Below are 17185 nucleotides of genomic sequence, written 5' to 3' on the forward strand. Positions count from 1 at the left end.
TGCCGGCCGGTCAGGCGGCGACGCGAGGAGAGAGCACATGGCGACCAATCCGGCAGATGTATCGGGCCCGCAAGGCGCGGCCGCGCCGATTTACCGGACCAGTCCGACTGCGGTCGAGGCGCTCGAGGCGCATCTGGCGCAGCACCCTGAAGATTTGCCGGTGCATACCCAGGATTGGGATGTCAGCCGCAGCGACCTCTATGTCGAGGACCGGTGGCAGCCGATCTTTGCCGAGATGCGCGCGAAAGCACCGATCAACAAGATTACCGGAAGCCCGTTTGGCGATTACTGGAACGTCACTACGCACAAACTTATCCAGCACGTCGAATCGCTGCCCGACATATTCAGCTCGTCGTGGAAAAATGGCGGGATCACCATCCTCGACCGCAAGGATGATCTGGTCGAGGACCAGCGTTTCGAACTGCCGATGTTCATCGCCATGGACCGGCCCGAACATACCGGCCAGCGGCGCACCGTGGCGCCTGCTTTCACCCCGGCGGAAATGACCCGGCTGTCAGACGATCTGCGCGCGCGCACGGGCGAGGTGCTGGACGCCCTGCCCTATGGCGAGACGTTCGACTGGGTGGAAAAAGTCTCCATCGAACTGACCACCCAGATGCTCGCGATCCTGTTCGATTTCCCGTGGAAAGACCGCCACCTGCTGTCCTTCTGGTCCGATTGGGCGGGCGATACCGAAGTCGCGCTGATCCCGGGCCTCGACGAAGTGCGCCATTCGATGCTGATGGAGATGGCTGCTTATTTCACCGGGCTGTGGCAGGAACGTGCCAATGCCGGCGAAGCGCCGGACCTGATTTCCCGGATGATCCATTCGGATGCGATGAATGCCATGAGCCCGCAGGAATATATGGGCAATCTGGTGCTGCTGATCGTCGGGGGGAACGACACCACCCGCAACACGATGTCCGGCATCGTGCATTCGATGGACAAATTTCCCGACCAGCGCGCCCTGTTCGAAAGTGATGCTTCGATCATCCCCAATGCGGTGCAGGAATGCATTCGTTTCCAGACCCCGCTGGCCCATATGCGCCGTACCGCTACCGAAGATACCGACCTGTTCGGGCACGAGATCAAGGCCGGGGAGAAGGTGATCCTGTGGTATATCTCGGCGAACCGTGACGAGGCCGTGTTCGACAACCCGGACGCGCTCGATTTCACCCGCGAAAACGCCCGCCGCCATCTGGCGTTCGGCTATGGCATCCACCGCTGCGTCGGCGCACGGCTGGCGGAATTGCAATTGCGCATCCTGCTGGAGGAAATGCACGCCCGCCGGATGCGGGTGAATGTGGTGGGTGTGGTGGAGCGGGTGCGGGCCAATTTCGTCCACGGGTTCCGCAAGCTGGAAGTCCGGCTGGAGAAGTTCTGAATTCCGCGCAGCCTGCCCCGCCCGGCGGGAAAGGTGCAACTTTTCGGCACTGCGCCGCGTATATCAGGTACGTAGCACTCACGCGTCCGAGGAACCGCCCATGCAGCAGCACCGCATACCGAGCCGCCGGAATGTCCTGACCCTGATCGGCACCGCCGTATCGGGCTTAGCGCTGGCGGGCTGCGGGTCGGCTCCGGCGGAAGCGCGGACCTTTCCCAAAGCGCTGAGCGAGGCGGAATGGCGCAGGAAACTGACCGAGCAGGAATTCTACATCCTGCGGCGGGCCGGAACCGAGCGTCCCTATTCCTCGCCGCTCGACAAGGAGAAGCGCAGCGGCGTGTTCACCTGCGCCGGGTGCGGCAACCGCCTGTATTCGTCGAAAGCGAAATACGACAGCGGAACCGGCTGGCCCAGCTTCTATCAGCCCCTGCGCGGCGGGATTGTGACCGATACGGATTACAAGCTCGGCTATCCGCGTACCGAAGTGCTGTGCGCCGATTGCGGCGGGCATCTCGGCCATGTCTTCAACGACGGGCCCCGCCCGACCGGAAAGCGCTATTGCATGAACGGTGCGGCGATGGATTTCATTCCCGCCTGATCAGTCCGTGATGCGCCAGACCCGGATCGCCCCGTCGCCGGGCACAGCGACCGGTTCCAGCCATGCCGGTTCATCCCCGGCAAGCAGCGCCGCCAGGAATCCTTCCGGCATCGTGCCGACATAGTTGCGGGTTTCCATCAGACCGGAACATACTGCCACATAGCGGGTTCCGCGCGTGCGAAGCGCCGCTTCGGCCGTGTCCGGCGGCCCGGTGAATATCCTGATCATAGCGCCCATTCCCCGTCCGCTCCGGTGATGACCAGTGGCCACCACCGAATGGTCTGTGGCGTTCAGCAGTTCCGGGCCCATGTCGATCGGGGCAATGATTTCGCCCTGCGGCAGACCGCGCAGAACCGGCGTGGCCGCGGCAATCGGGCAGACAGCCGTTCGCGCCCCATTGTCCCGGGCCCGGACTTCCGCCGGTATTGCGGCCGTGACCAGCCCGAGCGGAAGGGCCGGCATCAAGGCGACGGCGGTGCCCGCCAGAGTAACGATACGGCGGCTGGTGCTGCGCATATTGCGAGCTCCGCGGATCCACACGGCGATCTGCCAGCCGAGCGGTATCGACGCCATTGCCCCGGCCACGGCCCCGGCGCGCGCCACGAATATGGCGAGCAGCAGCGCCGCGCCAAGCAGCAGCGCGTAATCGTACCACCATTGCCGCAGCCAGGCGCTGCTCCGGCCCGCCAGTTTCAGCGTGGCAATCAGGCCGAGAGCAGGCGGCACCACAATCTGCAGCGCCATTGCGGGGGACTGCTGCCAGACCGGCATCCCCTCGCGCACATTGCGAGACCAGTATTCGGCCGCCAACGGATCGAGTTCGACCAAGCCGCCGCCCACACATTGCGGCGCGGCGAAATAGACGATTGCGCCGCCGCCCGCCGCGATCAGCGCAAAGCCGGACACAAGTGCACCGCGCGGGATCGGCTCGCACCGCGCCAGCGCCCAGACGGAGATCCCGCCCCAGCCGAATACCGCCAAATGCACCGGGGACACCGCGTCGCAATGATTCGCCAGGTCGGCAAAGCCCCTGGTCGAAGCGAAAATAGCGGCCGAACTGATCGCCAGCGATCCCGTGAGCGAGGTCAGCCGGCAAGCGGTCCGGCGGTCGCCCAGCCAGCGAAGCGCCGTGACGGCGCAGATCGCCAGCGCCAGCGGCAGCCCTTCCACCGATATGGAAATCCACAAGGCCAGCGCGAAGCCGGTGAGCGCGCCGCCCCGCCGCGGATTGCGGGCCATCATGCCGTTCAAGGCGAGCAGCGCCAGCACGATCTGCCAGCCATGGTGGTCGATCCTGAGCGGACCCATCTGGACGATGACGGGCACCGACAGGGCCATGACCAGACAGGTCATTCCCGCCGCCTCGGCCCCGATCAGGCGCCAGGCGATCCGCGCTGCCAGCAACAGCGCAAAGCCGAAGGTCACCAGCGGCACGATGGTTGCGGCGGTGATTTCGGCAGTCGCCTGCGGCAGGAACAGGGAAAAAAGCCAGACCAGCGCCGCGAGTGGCACATCGACCAACCTCGACCAAGACATCGCCACGCCGCCGGAAGGGGCGTCGACCCGGTATTGATGGACATCGAACCAGCTTTGCCCGGCAAGCAGATCGCGCACCTCCATCAGCCGCATCAGATCGTCGGGATCGGTAAAGCGTCCGGCGGAAATCGTCCCGTAGCCCGTCACCAGCATCACCGCGCAGATCATCACCCACGCCAGCGCCACGCGGACCATCAGCTCGGGAGCAAACAAGGGCCGCCGGCGATCGATCATTGGCTTGTGCGGCCGCGAAAGACCGTGCGGAAGCTGCCGAAGTCCACTACCACCGCATCAAAGCTGGCGAGCAGATAGCGGCTCAGCCGAGTGTCGTGCAGCCTGGTCAGATATACGATCATCGATTGCCCCCCCTGCGGCCCCCGCCGCACTTTGCGCTACGCAGCCCTCGAGCTGCCCTTTGCCGGTGTAATGCCTTCCGGATCGGCGTGCGGCGAAATGAGCGCCGCCTGATCTTCTCTGACCGGAAGGTGTTCGCCCCATTGCTCGCGGCCCGGAAGGCCAGCTTTCGCACAATTGGTCCCGGCTTCATGATATTCGGCGTCTTCATTGACGGACCAGGTGTCGTACACGCGGGTACCGGCGAGAATGTTCTCGACTGTCAGCATCGCGGTCATCATCGCGTGATCCTGATTGTAGTAGCGATGCATTCCGTTACGCCCGATCAGATGCAGACTGGGGAATTTCGTTTCCAGTTCCCGGCGCATGGCGCCCACATTGGCGGCGTAATCCTCGTCATACACCGGGCAGGCTTTCTCCTGCCGCACCACCACGCCGCCGATCACGCCGGCTGGGTCGCACAGACCGAGAATATCCATTTCCCGGGTGGCGAGCGCGATCAAATCATCGTCCGACGATGACCACAGCCCGTCCCCTTCGAAGCAGAAATATTCCAGTCCGACACACGCCGCGTCCTTGTCCGGGACCATTTCCGGCGACCAGCTGTGGAAATTCTGGACCCGGCTTACCTGCAGCTGGTTGTCCTGGATGTCGATCCAGTTGTCCGGGAAAAGGTCGGCCGATCTGATTTTCAGCGCGACGATCAGAAAGTCCCGGTATTTCAGTTTCGCCGCGTTCATCGTGGTATCGGGCAACGGGTGCAGCCGGGCGGCGAGCTCCCGCATCGGCGCGGAACTGATCGCATCTTTCGCGGTAATCACGATCTTCCCGTCCGGGCCGCTCGCAGACATGCGCCAGCCGCCGATGCCGTCGCTGGCGAGCTGTTCGAGGCTGCGGCCCATCAGCACGGTGCCGCCGGCCGCGACGATCTTGTCCCGCGCGGCATCCCACATCATCCCTGCGCCGAGCCGCGGATAGCGAAAGCTGTCCGAAAGGGTCTTGCGCGCCTGGCCATCATCGGGTTTCCTGGCCAGCCCCAGCGAACGCTTGAGACCATCGACCACCGCGCTCCCCAGGGTCAGGTAGGTGAGGCGCTGTGAGGCCCAGTCGGCGCTTATTTCGGCGCCAGGCATACCCCAGATTTTTTCTGCATAGGTCTTGAAAAAGATCGCATAGAGCTTGCGGCCGAACCGGTTAGTAATCCAGTCTTCGAAGCTTCTAACGTCCGCCACGGGAAACAGCTTGGAGTGCAGGTAACTGGCCATGCAGGCGGCAGAGCGCCCGATGCCGAGGTTTGCGAGCGCCTCGAATGCGCGAAGCGGATAGGAATAGAATTTGCCCTCGTAATAGATCCGGCTCATCCGCGAGTGCTGGAGGAAACCCTCGGGCAGGATCTCGTTCCACAGATCGATCACAGCCGCACTCTTGGAGTAGAACCGGTGTCCGCCGACATCGAACCGGTAACCTTCGTGCTCGACCGTCCGGCTGATCCCGCCGACATAGACCGGATCCTTTTCGATGATCGCCACCGTCTTGCCCTGTTTGGTCAGCAGATAGCCCGCCGTGAGGCCGGCCGGACCCGCACCGATAATGGCGACATCGACACTCAGTTGCTTGGCGGTTTCGTGATTCATCAGCGCCCCGGTCCATCTTCTGGCCCGAGCGTGAAGGAAAATGGTTAGGGGAAGATTAATTCTGCAATTCTGACGGCACCAGTGGGTTACCCATGCGGTTATCAGGGCCCCGGATTTTCAGGACGGGGGCTTACCCGCTCCGCCGACCCGTTTCTGAAGTAGACGAATGATCTCGGCGAGGTCGCCCATCCGGAATGTGGTGTCGAAGATCAGTCCGTAGCGTTCACCCTGGCGCCAGCGCACCTTTGCTTCGATGTCGGGCAATGACCGGCTTTCGATCCACATGGTCTGGGCAATCTTCAGATGTTCGCCAGCTTCGATCATCGCCCCCTGCTGGGAGATGTTATGCAGCATCGCCGGATGTTTCGCGCCTGGGACCACAAGCTTTACGGGTAGCTGAGCGGTAAAGCGCAGTTCGCGCTTGGGAAACTGGCTCGATCGGCGAATCATCTGCTCGACATCCACCGGGGTAAGAAACTGAAAGCCCGCTTCGCCCGGCTTTTCCCAGACGGCCCTCACCGGGTGTAGGTCTCCGGTCTGCATTTCGAGAACGAACCGGGCGTCCGGGTCCGCGGGCAGGCGGCTGACCGGCGGCAACGGATGGAAGAGCCGGGCACTGACCCCCTCGGCCGAGACGTCCCGGATCACGCAGAGATATTCAGCTTCGCCGCAGACCAGCTTCGCCGTGCGGATCAGCAAGGTGAAGCGCGGCACCGCCCGCTCTTCGAGCGCGACGGCAATCGGTTCATGGTGCTGAGCGACGTCAAACCTTCCGTCGAATTTTTCGTAACCCATTACTGCCCCTCGGAAGATTCGATCAAAACTCGCGCCGCTTCTACCTGAACGAAAGCTATCTTCCCGCTATTGCTGGCCTAGGGACCATTACTGAAAAATGTGTTTAAGATTGCTTCATCGTGCTCGGCCACCACACGATCGGATCACCCTCTAGCCAGCGCTGGCTGGCAAACCCCGAGGATGCTGCTGAATACCCGGCTGCGAGGAACGATTGGTGCGGGTGACTGGACTCGAACCAGCACGATCAAGGATCAGGGGATTTTAAGTCCCCGGCGTCTACCATTCCGCCACACCCGCCGCGCCAATTACAGAGGCGGCACAGCGCAGCCCGTAACGCCGGATTTGTGTCCTGCCAATACAGGTGGGTGCCGCGCAGCGCGCGACTGCCCGTTATCCTACATTGAGGCGCTGACGCATTTCCTTGCCCGGTTTGAAATAGGGTACCCGTTTGCCGGGAACGTCGACCGGTTCGCCGGTGCGAGGATTACGGCCCTTGCGCGCATTGCGTTCACGCGTCGAGAACGCGCCGAATCCGCGCAGCTCGACCCGGCCGCCTTCGGCGAGCCGCTGCGCGATCTCTTCGAAGAAGATGTCCACCACCTGTTCGATTTCATCGCTGTGCAACTCAGGATTGTCCTGCGCCAGCGCCTGCAGCAATTCCGATCTGATCATTTCATTCCCCTCGTCCGACGCACCGGTTCCCGGTATATTGCTGCGAACTCTTACTCCAACGCCCCCGCGCAAGAACGCTACTTAGTTTTTTCGTTGGCGTCAAAGTGACATATTGTGCGGTTTCGCACAATAGAGGTGGCCTCGCTGCGGTGACGAGGTCGGTGGCTAGGCCGATTCGGTTTCGATCAGTTCGGCCGGATCGATTCCCAATCGCTGCATCCGGGCCACGATCTCCGGCCATTCGCTGGCAATAAAGCGCTCGCGCTCCGCATTGCGCAATTTCGCGGCGGCGCCCGGGACCACATACATGCCCACCCCGCGCTGCACCTCGACCAGGCCGTCGGTCTGGAATTGCTGGTAGGCCTTGGCCACGGTCAGCGGATTCGCGCCTTGTGCGGCGGCGAAAGCGCGGACCGACGGCAGCATTTCGCCCTCGGGATATTTGCCCTCGATGATGGCTGCCGCGATGAGGTCGCGAAGCTTGAGATAGACCGGGCGGGGTTGTTGGGGCATCGGATTTCCTTGCTGGGTGCATCAGTGCCATAATACAGCGCGGCGCGTCAAGCTCTGCCCTGCAGGCCCAACCGCGGAGGCAGCAGCACAAGCGTTTTCGCAATCGCCGGTTTCAGCGGAAACTAACACTTCACATGAGAAAAACAGCCGCTAGTGTGCGCGGTTTACAAGCCGCGCGGCACGATGCGGCCCGCAGGGTCAAATATCAGAGGGATTATCAGCACAATGGCGACAAAATATGCCGCAAGCGGGGATGCCGCTGGCACGATCCTCGGCCATCCCAAGGGGCTTTTCGTCCTCTTCTTCGCCGAGATGTGGGAACGGTTTTCCTATTACGGCATGCGCGCGCTGCTGATTTTCTATCTTACCAAGCACTGGCTTTTTTCCGATGAGGAATCGGGCATCATCTACGGGGCCTACACGGCTCTGGTGTATATTACCCCCGTAGTCGGCGGCTATCTGGCCGACCGCTATCTGGGCCAGCGCAAAGCCGTGCTGTTCGGCGCGGTGTTGTTGACACTGGGTCACTTCTTCATGGCTTTCGAAGGTGCCCCGCGCGCCGGCAATACAGATAATCCCGTCATCTATGTCTTCTGGATGGCGCTTGCCCTGATCATCGTCGGATCGGGTTTCCTGAAGGCGAATATTTCCGTGATCGTCGGCCAGCTCTACCCTCGCACCGACGTGCGCCGGGATGGAGCCTACACAATCTTCTACATGGGCATCAATCTCGGCGCTGCGCTGGGTTCGCTGCTGTGCGGTTACATTGGCGAAACCTATGGCTGGGGATACGGCTTCGGGCTCGCCGGTATCGGCATGCTCGCGGGTCTGGCGGTGTTCGTCTGGGGCAAGCCCCTGCTGCTCGGACGGGGTGAGCCGAGCCAGCCACTTGGCAAGACCACCGAATGGAGCATCTACGGGGTCGGCCTGCTGCTGGTCGCGCTGTGCTGGGTCCTGGTCCAGTACCAGTCGGTCGTTGGCGGTCTGCTGGGGACCTTCGGGGCCGCGCTGGTTTCCTACGTGCTTTATATCGCCACCTTCAGGCTCGCCTATGGTTCCTACCGCGAATCTCCATCTATGCCGGTGAACCTGTTCGTCCTGGGTGCCATCGTCACGGTCATCGGTATGCTGGTGGTGGTAACGCTCGACCCTGCGCTGACAATCATTCCGCTCGCCGGTTTGCTTGTCATGATCGCGGTCATGGCGCAGCAAATGATTTCCAAGACATTCCATGACCGGGACCGGATCTTTGCGGCAATGTTCCTGATCATCACCTCGATCATTTTCTGGGCCTTGTTCGAGCAGGCCGGTTCATCGCTGAACCTGTTTACCGATCGCCATGTGGACCGTGGCGGCGTTCCTGCCTCCGTTTTCCAGTCGATCAACGCGATCTACATCATCCTGCTGGCCCCGGTGTTCGCGACCTTGTGGACCGTCATGGGCCGGAAGGGGATCGAACCTTCGACGCCCCTGAAATTCGGCCTTGCCGTCATCCAGGTCGGTCTTGGTTTCCTCGTTCTGGTCTGGGGTGCCCGCTCGGTCGGGCTGGATGTCCCCGTCCCGGTGCTGTTCATCTTCCTGATCTATCTGCTGCACACCACCGGCGAGCTTTGCCTCAGCCCGGTCGGCCTGTCGGCCATGAACCGGCTCGCTCCGGCTCATCTGGCATCGCTGATCATGGGGGTCTGGTTCTTCGCATCGGCCACGGGTAACTTTGCGGCTGGCCTGATCGCTGCCGCAACCGGTGCGGAAGGGGTCGGCGAGGCATCGGGCAAGGCTGTGGTGATCGACGTGTATTCGACGGTCGGCTGGACCGCGGTTGGTGTCGGTATCCTGGTGATGGTGATCAGCCCCTTGATCAAGAAGCTGATGCATCTTGACACGCTGCGCGATGACAATGTCGGCAGCGAACTGGAAGGGCAGGCAGAAGCTGCCGAACCCCAGGCCGCCGGCATGCATCCCACAACCAAGCCGCTATAATTACGACTTACGGAGACCAGCCGGATGCAATTTCGTGCCTTTGCGATTCTGGGGTGCGCGATCGCGCTCGGGGCGTGTTCAACCACCGGCAGCACGGACAGTGCCGGATCCGCGGACGCTTCCGGCCCGGTGGATACGCCGTATCCCTCCACCTATGCGGCCTATCCCGGTGCGCCCACGGCACTGGTCGGCGCAACCGTCTATGACGGAGCCGGCGGCCGGATCGACAATGGCACGGTGCTGTTTTCCGGCGGCAAGGTGGTCGCCTTGGGCGGGCCTGACCTCGCGGTTCCATCCGGGTACACGCGGATCGACGGGAGCGGGAAATTCGTCACCCCCGGCGTGATCGATATCCATAGCCATCTGGGCAATTATCCTACGCCTTCGGTCGAGGCGCATTCGGACGGCAACGAAGCGACCGGCCCGACGACGCCCGAAGTGTGGGCGGAACATTCGGTCTGGCCGCAGGACCCCGGTTTCAGCCGCGCGCTGGCCAATGGCGGGATCACCTCGCTGCAGATCCTGCCAGGCAGCGCAAACCTGACAGGCGGCCGATCGGTCACGCTGAAGAACGTGCCCTCGCGCACAGTACAGGGGATGAAGTTCCCCGGCGCGCCTTACGGCATGAAGATGGCCTGCGGCGAAAATCCCAAGCGGGTCTATGGCGGCCGTAACCGGATGCCCTCCACCCGAATGGGCAATTTCGCGGTCAACCGCCAGATGTGGCTGGATGCGAAGGAATACGCCGACGGTGACCGCGAAAAGCGCGATCTCGCGAAGGAAACACTGGCCGGGGTGCTCGACGGCGACATCCTCATCCACAACCATTGCTACCGCGCGGACGAAATGGCGCTGGTCATGGATATGGCGAAGGAATTCGGGTACAAGGTCAGCGCGTTCCATCATGCGGTCGAAAGCTACAAAATCGGCGATCTGCTGAAGGAAAACGGCGTTTGCTCCGCCATCTGGGCCGATTGGTACGGCTTCAAGATGGAAAGTTATGACGGCATTCCGGAAAACGCGGCCCTGCTCCAGCAAGCAGGTGCCTGCGTGGTGATCCATTCCGACGATGAAAACGGCATCCAGCGCCTCAATCAGGAAGCGGCCAAGGCCCAGGCGGCCGGCCGGCGCATGGGGATCACGATCCCCGACGCCGAAGTGATTTCCTGGCTGACCCTCAACGCCGCAAAGGCAATGGGTATCGATGCAATGACCGGTAGCCTGGAAGCGGGCAAGATGGCCGATGTGGTGCTGTGGAACGGCAACCCTCTCAGTGTCTATTCGCGGCCCGAGAAAGTCTGGATCGACGGTGCCCTGATGTATGATTCGCTCGACCCGAAGCGCCGACCGGTCAGCGATTTCGAGCTTGGCCAGCCCGGTGAAGGAGACGTGAAATGAACCGCCTCCCGAAGCTCCCGCTGATTGCTTTGGCAGCGGCATTGACCGCTTGTGCGGTTCCTGCCGCTGCACAGGATTTCATTATCCTCAACGCAAAACTGGCCATCGGTGACGGTTCGGAACCGATCGATAACGGCATGGTCGAAGTGCGCAACGGCAAGATCGTGGCTGCCGGGCCGACGCCAGCGGGCGCCCCGTTCGAAACGGGCACCGTTTACGACGTCAACGGCGCCTGGGTGACCCCCGGCATCTTTGCCGCCATCACCGATCTCGGCCTGGTCGATGTTGGCGGGGTCGATGAAAGCAACGACACGCGGGCGAGCAGTTCGCCGTTCAATATCGCGCTCGATGTATCCACCGCAATCAATCCCGCCGCGCAGGATATCGGCGTCAGCCGCGCCGGCGGCGTCACGCGCGCAAGCATCGCCCCCTCGCCCGGCGATTCGATATTTGCCGGACAGGGAGCGATCATCGATCTGGGGGCGGATCCCGCTGCGGTGACCAAGCCGCGCGCTTTCCAGATGGTGATCCTTGGCGAAGGCGGCGCACGCCTTGCCGGCGGCAGCCGGGTGGCGACCAATGTTGCCCTGCGCAATGCCCTGCGCGAAGCAAGCGAGTTTGCGTCGGGAACATGGGAAGGCGAAGCCGCGCTGCTGACTCGCGCCGATGTGGCTGCGCTGGTGCCGGTGATCCGCGGCGAACAGAAACTGTATATCTATGTCGAGCGCGCGGCGGACATCCGCAGCGTGCTGGCCATGCGCAGCGAATTTCCGAAACTCGACATGGTGCTGGTCGGTGCCAGCGAAGGCTGGCTGGTGGCCGATGCCCTCGCAGCCGCCAAGGTGCCGGTCATCGCCGAAGCGCTCGACGATCTCCCGGCCAAATTCGAACAGTTGGCGGCAACGCAGAGCAACGTCGGCCGGATGGTTGCTGCCGGGGTGAAAGTCGCGATCGGCGGCATGACCGGCACCGAACAGCCGCGCAATGCCACGCAATATGCCGGAAATCTGGTTGCCTTGAGCCAGGTACCGCGCGCTTCCGGCCTCAGCTGGGGTCAAGCGCTCGCGTCCATAACCTCCATCCCGGCTTCGATCAGCGGGATGGGCGGCAAGCTCGGTTCGCTGACTCCCGGCGCGGCGGGCGATGTGGTGATCTGGGACGGTGATCCGCTGGAACTGTCCTCCGCCCCGCTGCGGGTGTTCATCGACGGGGTGGAACAACCGGTGGACAACCACCAGACCGGTTTGCGGGAACGCTACCGTGATCTGGATGAAAGCGATCTGCCCAAGGCCTACGACTGGTAAGGCACACCTCGCCAACGGACCCAGAATGAAGACCGCGCTTGACAGAACCGCGCCGGGAATCCATCGTTTTGGCGGCCTTGCTTTGGGGGTAAGGAAGCGCCGCGGGGACGATCAACGTCTTCCGCGCTGTGGAATCCGGTAATGACCCCTGATCTGTCGACTCTCGCTGCCCTCCTGATTGCGGCGTCGCCCCCCTCATCGTCGGCCCAGCCGCAGATAATTCCGATGCTTCCGGTAGCGCAGAATGCGGTGTCCAGCCGAAGGACGCTGGACGGGGTGCAGGCGATCCCGGCAGCGCTGCAAAGCACTGGTGAACCCCCGTTGCCCCCCGCCGGGCCGGTGGTCGTCCCTCCGGTCGACCCGGCCCAAGACCCTGCGCCAGCCGAGCCGGGAGAAGGGGAGCCGGAGAGCAGCCTTCCCGCCGATGCTCCCCCCGCCGGCGACGAATTCGAAGGCAACGTCATCGTGGTGGAAGGGATGACCGAGGCCCCGCCCGGTGATCCGCTGTTCCAACTTAACGCCGACGTGTACGAGTCGGTCCAATCCGTTGATCAGGCGCTCGTCCAACCGATTGCCGATGTTTATGAAGACGGCCTGCCCCGGCCGTTACGCAAGGGATTGAGCAATCTGTTCAGTAATCTGCGCGAACCGATCGCGTTTCTCAATTTTCTGCTGCAGGGAAAAATCGGCAAGGCGGCAGAGACCGTCGGCCGCTTCGCAATCAATTCCACGCTTGGTCTGGCCGGCCTGGTGGACGTCGCCAAAAAAGAACCCTTCAACCTGCCCCGCCGCAACAACGGATTTGCCAACACGCTCGGATTCTATGGCGTGGACAGCGGCGCGTTTCTCTATCTCCCACTGATCGGTCCCACCACGGTGCGCGACCTGGTCGGCAACACGCTCGATACTTTGGTGATGCCGGCGGCCTTTGGCGACCCGTTCAACCGGCTGGAATTTGCCGCGACCTCCTACACGGTGCGCGCCCTTGATGAACGCATCGAACTGGAAGAAAAGCACAGCCGGATTGCCGATAGCGATTTTCCGTACGCGACCATGCGGGAAACCTATCTGTGCGAACGCCAGCGTGCTATCGATACCTTGCGCAACCGGCCGCTGGCGGAATGCACGCCGGAGGCTTTATCGCCGCTGCCTGATGCCGCGAGCGTTACCGCTCCGGCCGAGTAACGCACAACGGGGCGGAATTGAGCCGGTTTGCATGGGGGGGAACTGGATGGAACCGCAATTGATCGCATTGATCGCCGCCACGGCATTTTTCGTCGGGTCGCATTTCGCCATGTCGCACCCGCTGCGGGCCTCGATGGTCCGGGCTCTGGGCCCCACCGGTTTTCAGGGTGTCTACAGTCTCGTCAGCGCTGCGGCGCTGGTGTGGATGTATTTCGCTTTCAAGGCGATAGACGCGCCTGCCCTTCCGCTGTGGGCCGGGTTCGACGATGCCAGCTGGGTGGTCGGCAGCGCCTTTGCGCTGCTGGGTGCAGTTTTGCTCGCCGGATCGTTTCTCGGCAATCCGGCGCTGCCTGCACCTGGTGCTGAGCAGGCGGCGCGGCAGGAGCCCGCCGGGGTTCTGCGTGTCACCCGTCACCCGATGATGTGGGGCATTTCCCTGATCGGCATCGGCCATCTGGTCGCCGCCCCGACATCGCGAACACTGGTGGTGATGGGCGCAGTCATCTTTCTCGCGCTGGTCGGCGCCCGGATGCAGGACCGCAAGAAGGAAGCGCTGATGGGCGATGCGTGGCGCGTGTGGGAAAACCGGACGAGTTACTGGCCGAAATGGTCCCGCCTGCTGCAGGTGAAACCGGCGCTGTGGCTTGCAGGGGCGGCCCTGTGGCTGCTGTTCACCTGGCTGCACACCCCGGCGGGCGGGCTACCCGCGGGTGTGTGGCGCTGGATCTGATCCGATAGCAACCTGGCGCGGTTCAGGCGCGGGCTTCTTCCACACCCGCGGAATTGTGCCGCAGCGCCTTCAGCACGGTGTCCACGATGCTGGGAGCGTTGAGACCGGCCTCGTCATACTGCTTGTCCGGCGCGTCGTGGTCCTGGAAGATATCAGGCAGGCGCAGGGTGCGGATCTTCAGTCCCGCGTCAGTCAGCCCGAGGTCGCTCGCCAGGGTCAGCACATGCGCGCCAAGCCCGCCGATGCTGCCTTCTTCGACGGTCACCACCACATCATGGGTGCGGCACAAATCCTCGATCATCCTGCTGTCGAGCGGTTTGGCAAAGCGCAGGTCGGCAACAGTAGTGCTTAGGCCCCTGGCTTCCAATTGGTCTGCCGCCTTAAGCGCTTCCGCCAGCCGTGTGCCAAGGCTGAGCAGCGCGATCTTGCTGCCTTCGCGCATGATGCGGCCCTTGCCGATCTCGAGCCGTTCGGGAACATCGGGCAGGGCCACCCCGGTGCCGTTGCCGCGCGGATAGCGGAACGCGATCGGGCCGCTGTCATGGCAGGCGGCGGTATAGGTCATGTGGACCAGTTCCGCCTCGTCGGCGGCGGCCATGACCACGAAATTCGGCAGCGTCGCCAGATAGGTGATATCGAAACTGCCCGCATGGGTCGCGCCGTCGGCACCGACCAGCCCCGCCCGGTCGATGGCAAAACGGACCGGCAGGTTCTGGATCGCCACATCGTGCACCACCTGGTCGAAGGCCCGCTGCAGGAAGGTCGAATAGATCGCGCAGAACGGCCGCATTCCCTGCGCGGCCAATCCGGCGGCAAAGGTTACTCCGTGCTGTTCGGCAATCCCGACGTCGAACGCCCTGTCCGGATGCGCCTTGGCGAATTTGTCGACCCCGGTGCCGGACGGCATCGCGGCGGTAATCGCGCAGATCAGCGGATCGGTGTCGGCCAGTCTGGCCAGCGTTTCGCCGAAGACATTCTGATAGGCAGGCGGTCCGCCGCCCGGGCCTTTGTCCTGCTTGCCGCTGACGATGTCGAATTTGGCGACGCCGTGATATTTGTCGGCGCTTTCTTCGGCGGGGGCATAGCCCTTGCCCTTCTTGGTGACCACATGGATCAGGATCGGACCCTGGTCGCTATCGCGGACATTTTCCAGCACCGGGATCAGATGGTCGAGATTGTGGCCGTCGATCGGGCCGACATAATAGAAGCCCATTTCTTCGAACAGCGTGCCGCCGGTCACCATCCCGCGGGTATATTCCTCTGCCTTTTCGAGGCTCGAATGGATCCGCCGGGAAAACTTCCGAACGACTTTCGACGCGAGGCTGCGCAGGCCGAGGTATTCGCTGGAGGATACCATTCGCGCCAGATAGGCGCTGAGCCCGCCCACCGGCGGCGCGATCGACATGTCGTTGTCGTTGAGTATCACCACCAGCCGGTTGCCCGCCTGTTCGGCGTTGTTCATCGCTTCATAGGCCATGCCCGCGCTCATCGCGCCGTCACCGATGACTGCGATGGCCTTGCCCGGTGTACCCGCCAGCTTGTTGGCGACTGCGAACCCGAGTCCGGCAGAAATCGAGGTCGAACTGTGCGCCGCGCCGAACGGGTCGTATTCGCTTTCGCTGCGCTTGGTGAACCCGCTCAACCCGCCGCCCTGCCGCAGGGTCCGGATGCGGTCGCGCCGCCCGGTCAGGATCTTGTGCGGGTAGGCCTGGTGGCCGACATCCCAGATTAGCCGGTCGGTCGGGGTGTCGAACACGTAATGGATTGCCGTAGTCAGTTCCACCACGCCGAGTCCGGAGCCGAGATGTCCGCCGGTACTGCCGACGGTGGAGATCATTTCCGCCCGCAGTTCATCGGCCAATTGGCGCAACTGGCTTTGTTCGAGCTTTCGCAGATCGGCGGGAACATCGACGGTGTCGAGAAGCGGTGTATCGGGTCGTGCATTCATGCTGGGCAACCTACACCGCGAAAGGATGCCTGTCGATGAACGAAAAGGCCCCGCTCGGACGGGACTGAATGCCCCCTAGCTCAGCGGCATCCGGCGCACAGGCCGCGGATTTCTATGATCGGGCGTTCCGGTTTGAAGTCGGCACCCTGGGCGACGCCGCGAACGGCCTTCGAAATGTCGTCATTATCGACGTGGGTCGCCTCGCCGCATTCGTCGCACACCAGAAAGATACAGTCGTGGGTGCAGCCGGGGTGGGTGTTGGCCAGATAGGCATTCGCGCTTTCCACCCTCATGGCCAGATTGTTGCTCACGAACAGGTCGAGGATCCGGTACACGCTGTTGGGGGCCACGCGCTTACCGCGGGTCTTCGACAGGTTTTCGGCGATGTCATAGGCCGAGGCGGGGCGTTCATGCCGCGCCAGTTCCTCGAACACGTCTGAGCGCATTCCGGTCCATTGTTCGCCCGCGCCGGTCAGCGCGGCCCGTGCGGCCTCCACCAGGGTTTCGCCGGCATGTTCGCTATGGTGGTGATGCTGCTGGGCCATCGCCGGCATATAGCGGCGGCGCGGCCAAATTGCCAATTGTTCGGCAGCAGTGGCTCAATTGCGCTGGAAGGTGGCGCTGTATTGGCCGGGATACATCGCCTTAAGCGCGCGCACCTTGGGCATGTCCCAGCGGACGATGTAGGGGTGGCGCGGATTGTCGGCGAGGAAATCCTGGTGTTCGCTTTCGGCCTTGTAGAATTTCCGGTAACTTTCGAGGCCGGTCACGATCGGCTTGCCCCATTTGCCCGATTTCTTCATCTGCGCCAGATAGGCGGAGGCGACAGCACGCTGTTCCTTGCTCATCGGGATCAGCGCGGCGCGGTATTGCGGGCCGACATCGGGGCCCTGGCGATTGCGCAAGGTCGGATCAGCCCCGACCGAGAAGAATATCCGCAGCAATTCATCATACCGGACAACCGCAGGATCATAGACCACGCGCACTGCTTCGGCATGCTCGGTAAAGCCGGTGCCGATCTGCTTGTAAGTCGCGGTGGCCTGATTGCCGCCGTGATAGCCGGAAACGGCGCTCTTCACGCCCTTCACGTGGCTGAACACGCCCTCGATTCCCCAGAAACAGCCGCCCGCGAAAATCGCCGTCTTCAAGCCGGT

At 62.8% G+C, this 17185-nt stretch carries 16 protein-coding genes and 1 tRNA gene; 7 read left to right on the forward strand and 10 right to left on the reverse strand.

Features of this window, described 5'->3' with window-relative positions; genetic code table 11:
• Window positions 1–37 precede the first annotated feature (37 nt).
• Together U0988_RS01355 and msrB are read left to right on the forward strand one after the other, a co-directional pair.
• Window positions 38–1384: a cytochrome P450 gene (locus U0988_RS01355; RefSeq protein WP_322290870.1), complete on the forward strand. Its 1347-nt coding sequence runs from the start codon at window positions 38–40 to the stop codon at window positions 1382–1384.
• Window positions 1385–1484: 100 nt separating this feature from the next.
• Entirely contained in the window at window positions 1485–1982 is a 498-nt protein-coding gene (msrB, locus tag U0988_RS01360) for a peptide-methionine (R)-S-oxide reductase MsrB (RefSeq protein ID WP_322290855.1), read from the forward strand.
• On the opposite strand, the gene U0988_RS01365 is transcribed toward msrB, so the two are convergent.
• From U0988_RS01365 to U0988_RS01395, 7 genes are all read right to left on the reverse strand, one after another.
• Window positions 1983–3752: a hypothetical protein gene (locus U0988_RS01365; protein ID WP_322290856.1), complete on the reverse strand. Its 1770-nt coding sequence runs from the start codon at window positions 3750–3752 to the stop codon at window positions 1983–1985.
• Window positions 3749–3874 (reverse strand): hypothetical protein, encoded by a 126-nt coding sequence (locus tag U0988_RS01370; protein WP_322290857.1) that lies wholly within the window; start codon window positions 3872–3874, stop codon window positions 3749–3751. The genes U0988_RS01365 and U0988_RS01370 overlap by 4 nt, the downstream gene beginning before the upstream one ends.
• 36 nt (window positions 3875–3910) lie before the next feature.
• Complete coding sequence (locus U0988_RS01375) at window positions 3911–5506, reverse strand: NAD(P)/FAD-dependent oxidoreductase (RefSeq protein ID WP_322290858.1); 1596 nt, start codon at window positions 5504–5506, stop codon at window positions 3911–3913.
• Between the two features lie 117 nt (window positions 5507–5623).
• Window positions 5624–6301, reverse strand: coding sequence for a PilZ domain-containing protein (locus U0988_RS01380; RefSeq protein ID WP_322290859.1), 678 nt, complete (start codon window positions 6299–6301; stop codon window positions 5624–5626).
• Between the two features lie 212 nt (window positions 6302–6513).
• Window positions 6514–6598: transfer RNA gene (locus U0988_RS01385), tRNA-Leu, on the reverse strand.
• Window positions 6599–6691: 93 nt separating this feature from the next.
• A complete protein-coding gene (locus U0988_RS01390) occupies window positions 6692–6973 on the reverse strand; it encodes an integration host factor subunit beta (RefSeq protein ID WP_322290860.1) in 282 nt (93 codons plus the stop codon).
• Window positions 6974–7138: 165 nt separating this feature from the next.
• Window positions 7139–7486: a GntR family transcriptional regulator gene (locus U0988_RS01395; protein ID WP_322290861.1), complete on the reverse strand. Its 348-nt coding sequence runs from the start codon at window positions 7484–7486 to the stop codon at window positions 7139–7141.
• Between the two features lie 225 nt (window positions 7487–7711).
• Here U0988_RS01395 and U0988_RS01400 point away from each other — a divergent pair, with 225 nt between their 5' ends.
• The 5 genes from U0988_RS01400 (at window position 7712) to U0988_RS01420 (ending at window position 14083) form a co-directional block, all read left to right on the forward strand.
• Window positions 7712–9466, forward strand: coding sequence for a peptide MFS transporter (locus U0988_RS01400; RefSeq protein WP_322290862.1), 1755 nt, complete (start codon window positions 7712–7714; stop codon window positions 9464–9466).
• 24 nt (window positions 9467–9490) lie between these two features.
• Window positions 9491–10864 (forward strand): amidohydrolase, encoded by a 1374-nt coding sequence (locus U0988_RS01405; RefSeq protein WP_322290863.1) that lies wholly within the window; start codon window positions 9491–9493, stop codon window positions 10862–10864.
• On the forward strand, window positions 10861–12168 hold the full coding sequence (locus U0988_RS01410) for an amidohydrolase family protein (RefSeq protein WP_322290864.1): 1308 nt from the start codon (window positions 10861–10863) through the stop codon (window positions 12166–12168). Before U0988_RS01405 ends, U0988_RS01410 begins: the two co-directional genes overlap by 4 nt.
• Before the next feature lie 276 nt (window positions 12169–12444).
• Complete coding sequence (locus U0988_RS01415) at window positions 12445–13353, forward strand: VacJ family lipoprotein (protein ID WP_322290865.1); 909 nt, start codon at window positions 12445–12447, stop codon at window positions 13351–13353.
• Between the two features lie 31 nt (window positions 13354–13384).
• Window positions 13385–14083 (forward strand): NnrU family protein, encoded by a 699-nt coding sequence (locus tag U0988_RS01420; RefSeq protein WP_322290866.1) that lies wholly within the window; start codon window positions 13385–13387, stop codon window positions 14081–14083.
• Between the two features lie 22 nt (window positions 14084–14105).
• On the opposite strand, the gene dxs is transcribed toward U0988_RS01420, so the two are convergent.
• From dxs to msrA, 3 genes are all read right to left on the reverse strand, one after another.
• Window positions 14106–16031 carry a 1-deoxy-D-xylulose-5-phosphate synthase gene (dxs, locus tag U0988_RS01425; RefSeq protein WP_322290867.1) on the reverse strand — a complete coding sequence of 642 codons (1926 nt, stop codon included), beginning with the start codon at window positions 16029–16031 and terminating at the stop codon, window positions 14106–14108.
• Window positions 16032–16111: 80 nt separating this feature from the next.
• Window positions 16112–16576: a Fur family transcriptional regulator gene (locus U0988_RS01430; protein ID WP_322290868.1), complete on the reverse strand. Its 465-nt coding sequence runs from the start codon at window positions 16574–16576 to the stop codon at window positions 16112–16114.
• 54 nt (window positions 16577–16630) lie between these two features.
• Window positions 16631–17185, reverse strand: a 555-nt coding sequence (msrA, locus tag U0988_RS01435) for a peptide-methionine (S)-S-oxide reductase MsrA (protein WP_322290869.1), incomplete at its 5' end; no start/stop codon positions are given.

Source organism: Allopontixanthobacter sp. (genome assembly GCF_034376665.1).
In the GTDB taxonomy this organism is placed as follows: Bacteria; Pseudomonadota; Alphaproteobacteria; order Sphingomonadales; family Sphingomonadaceae; genus Allopontixanthobacter.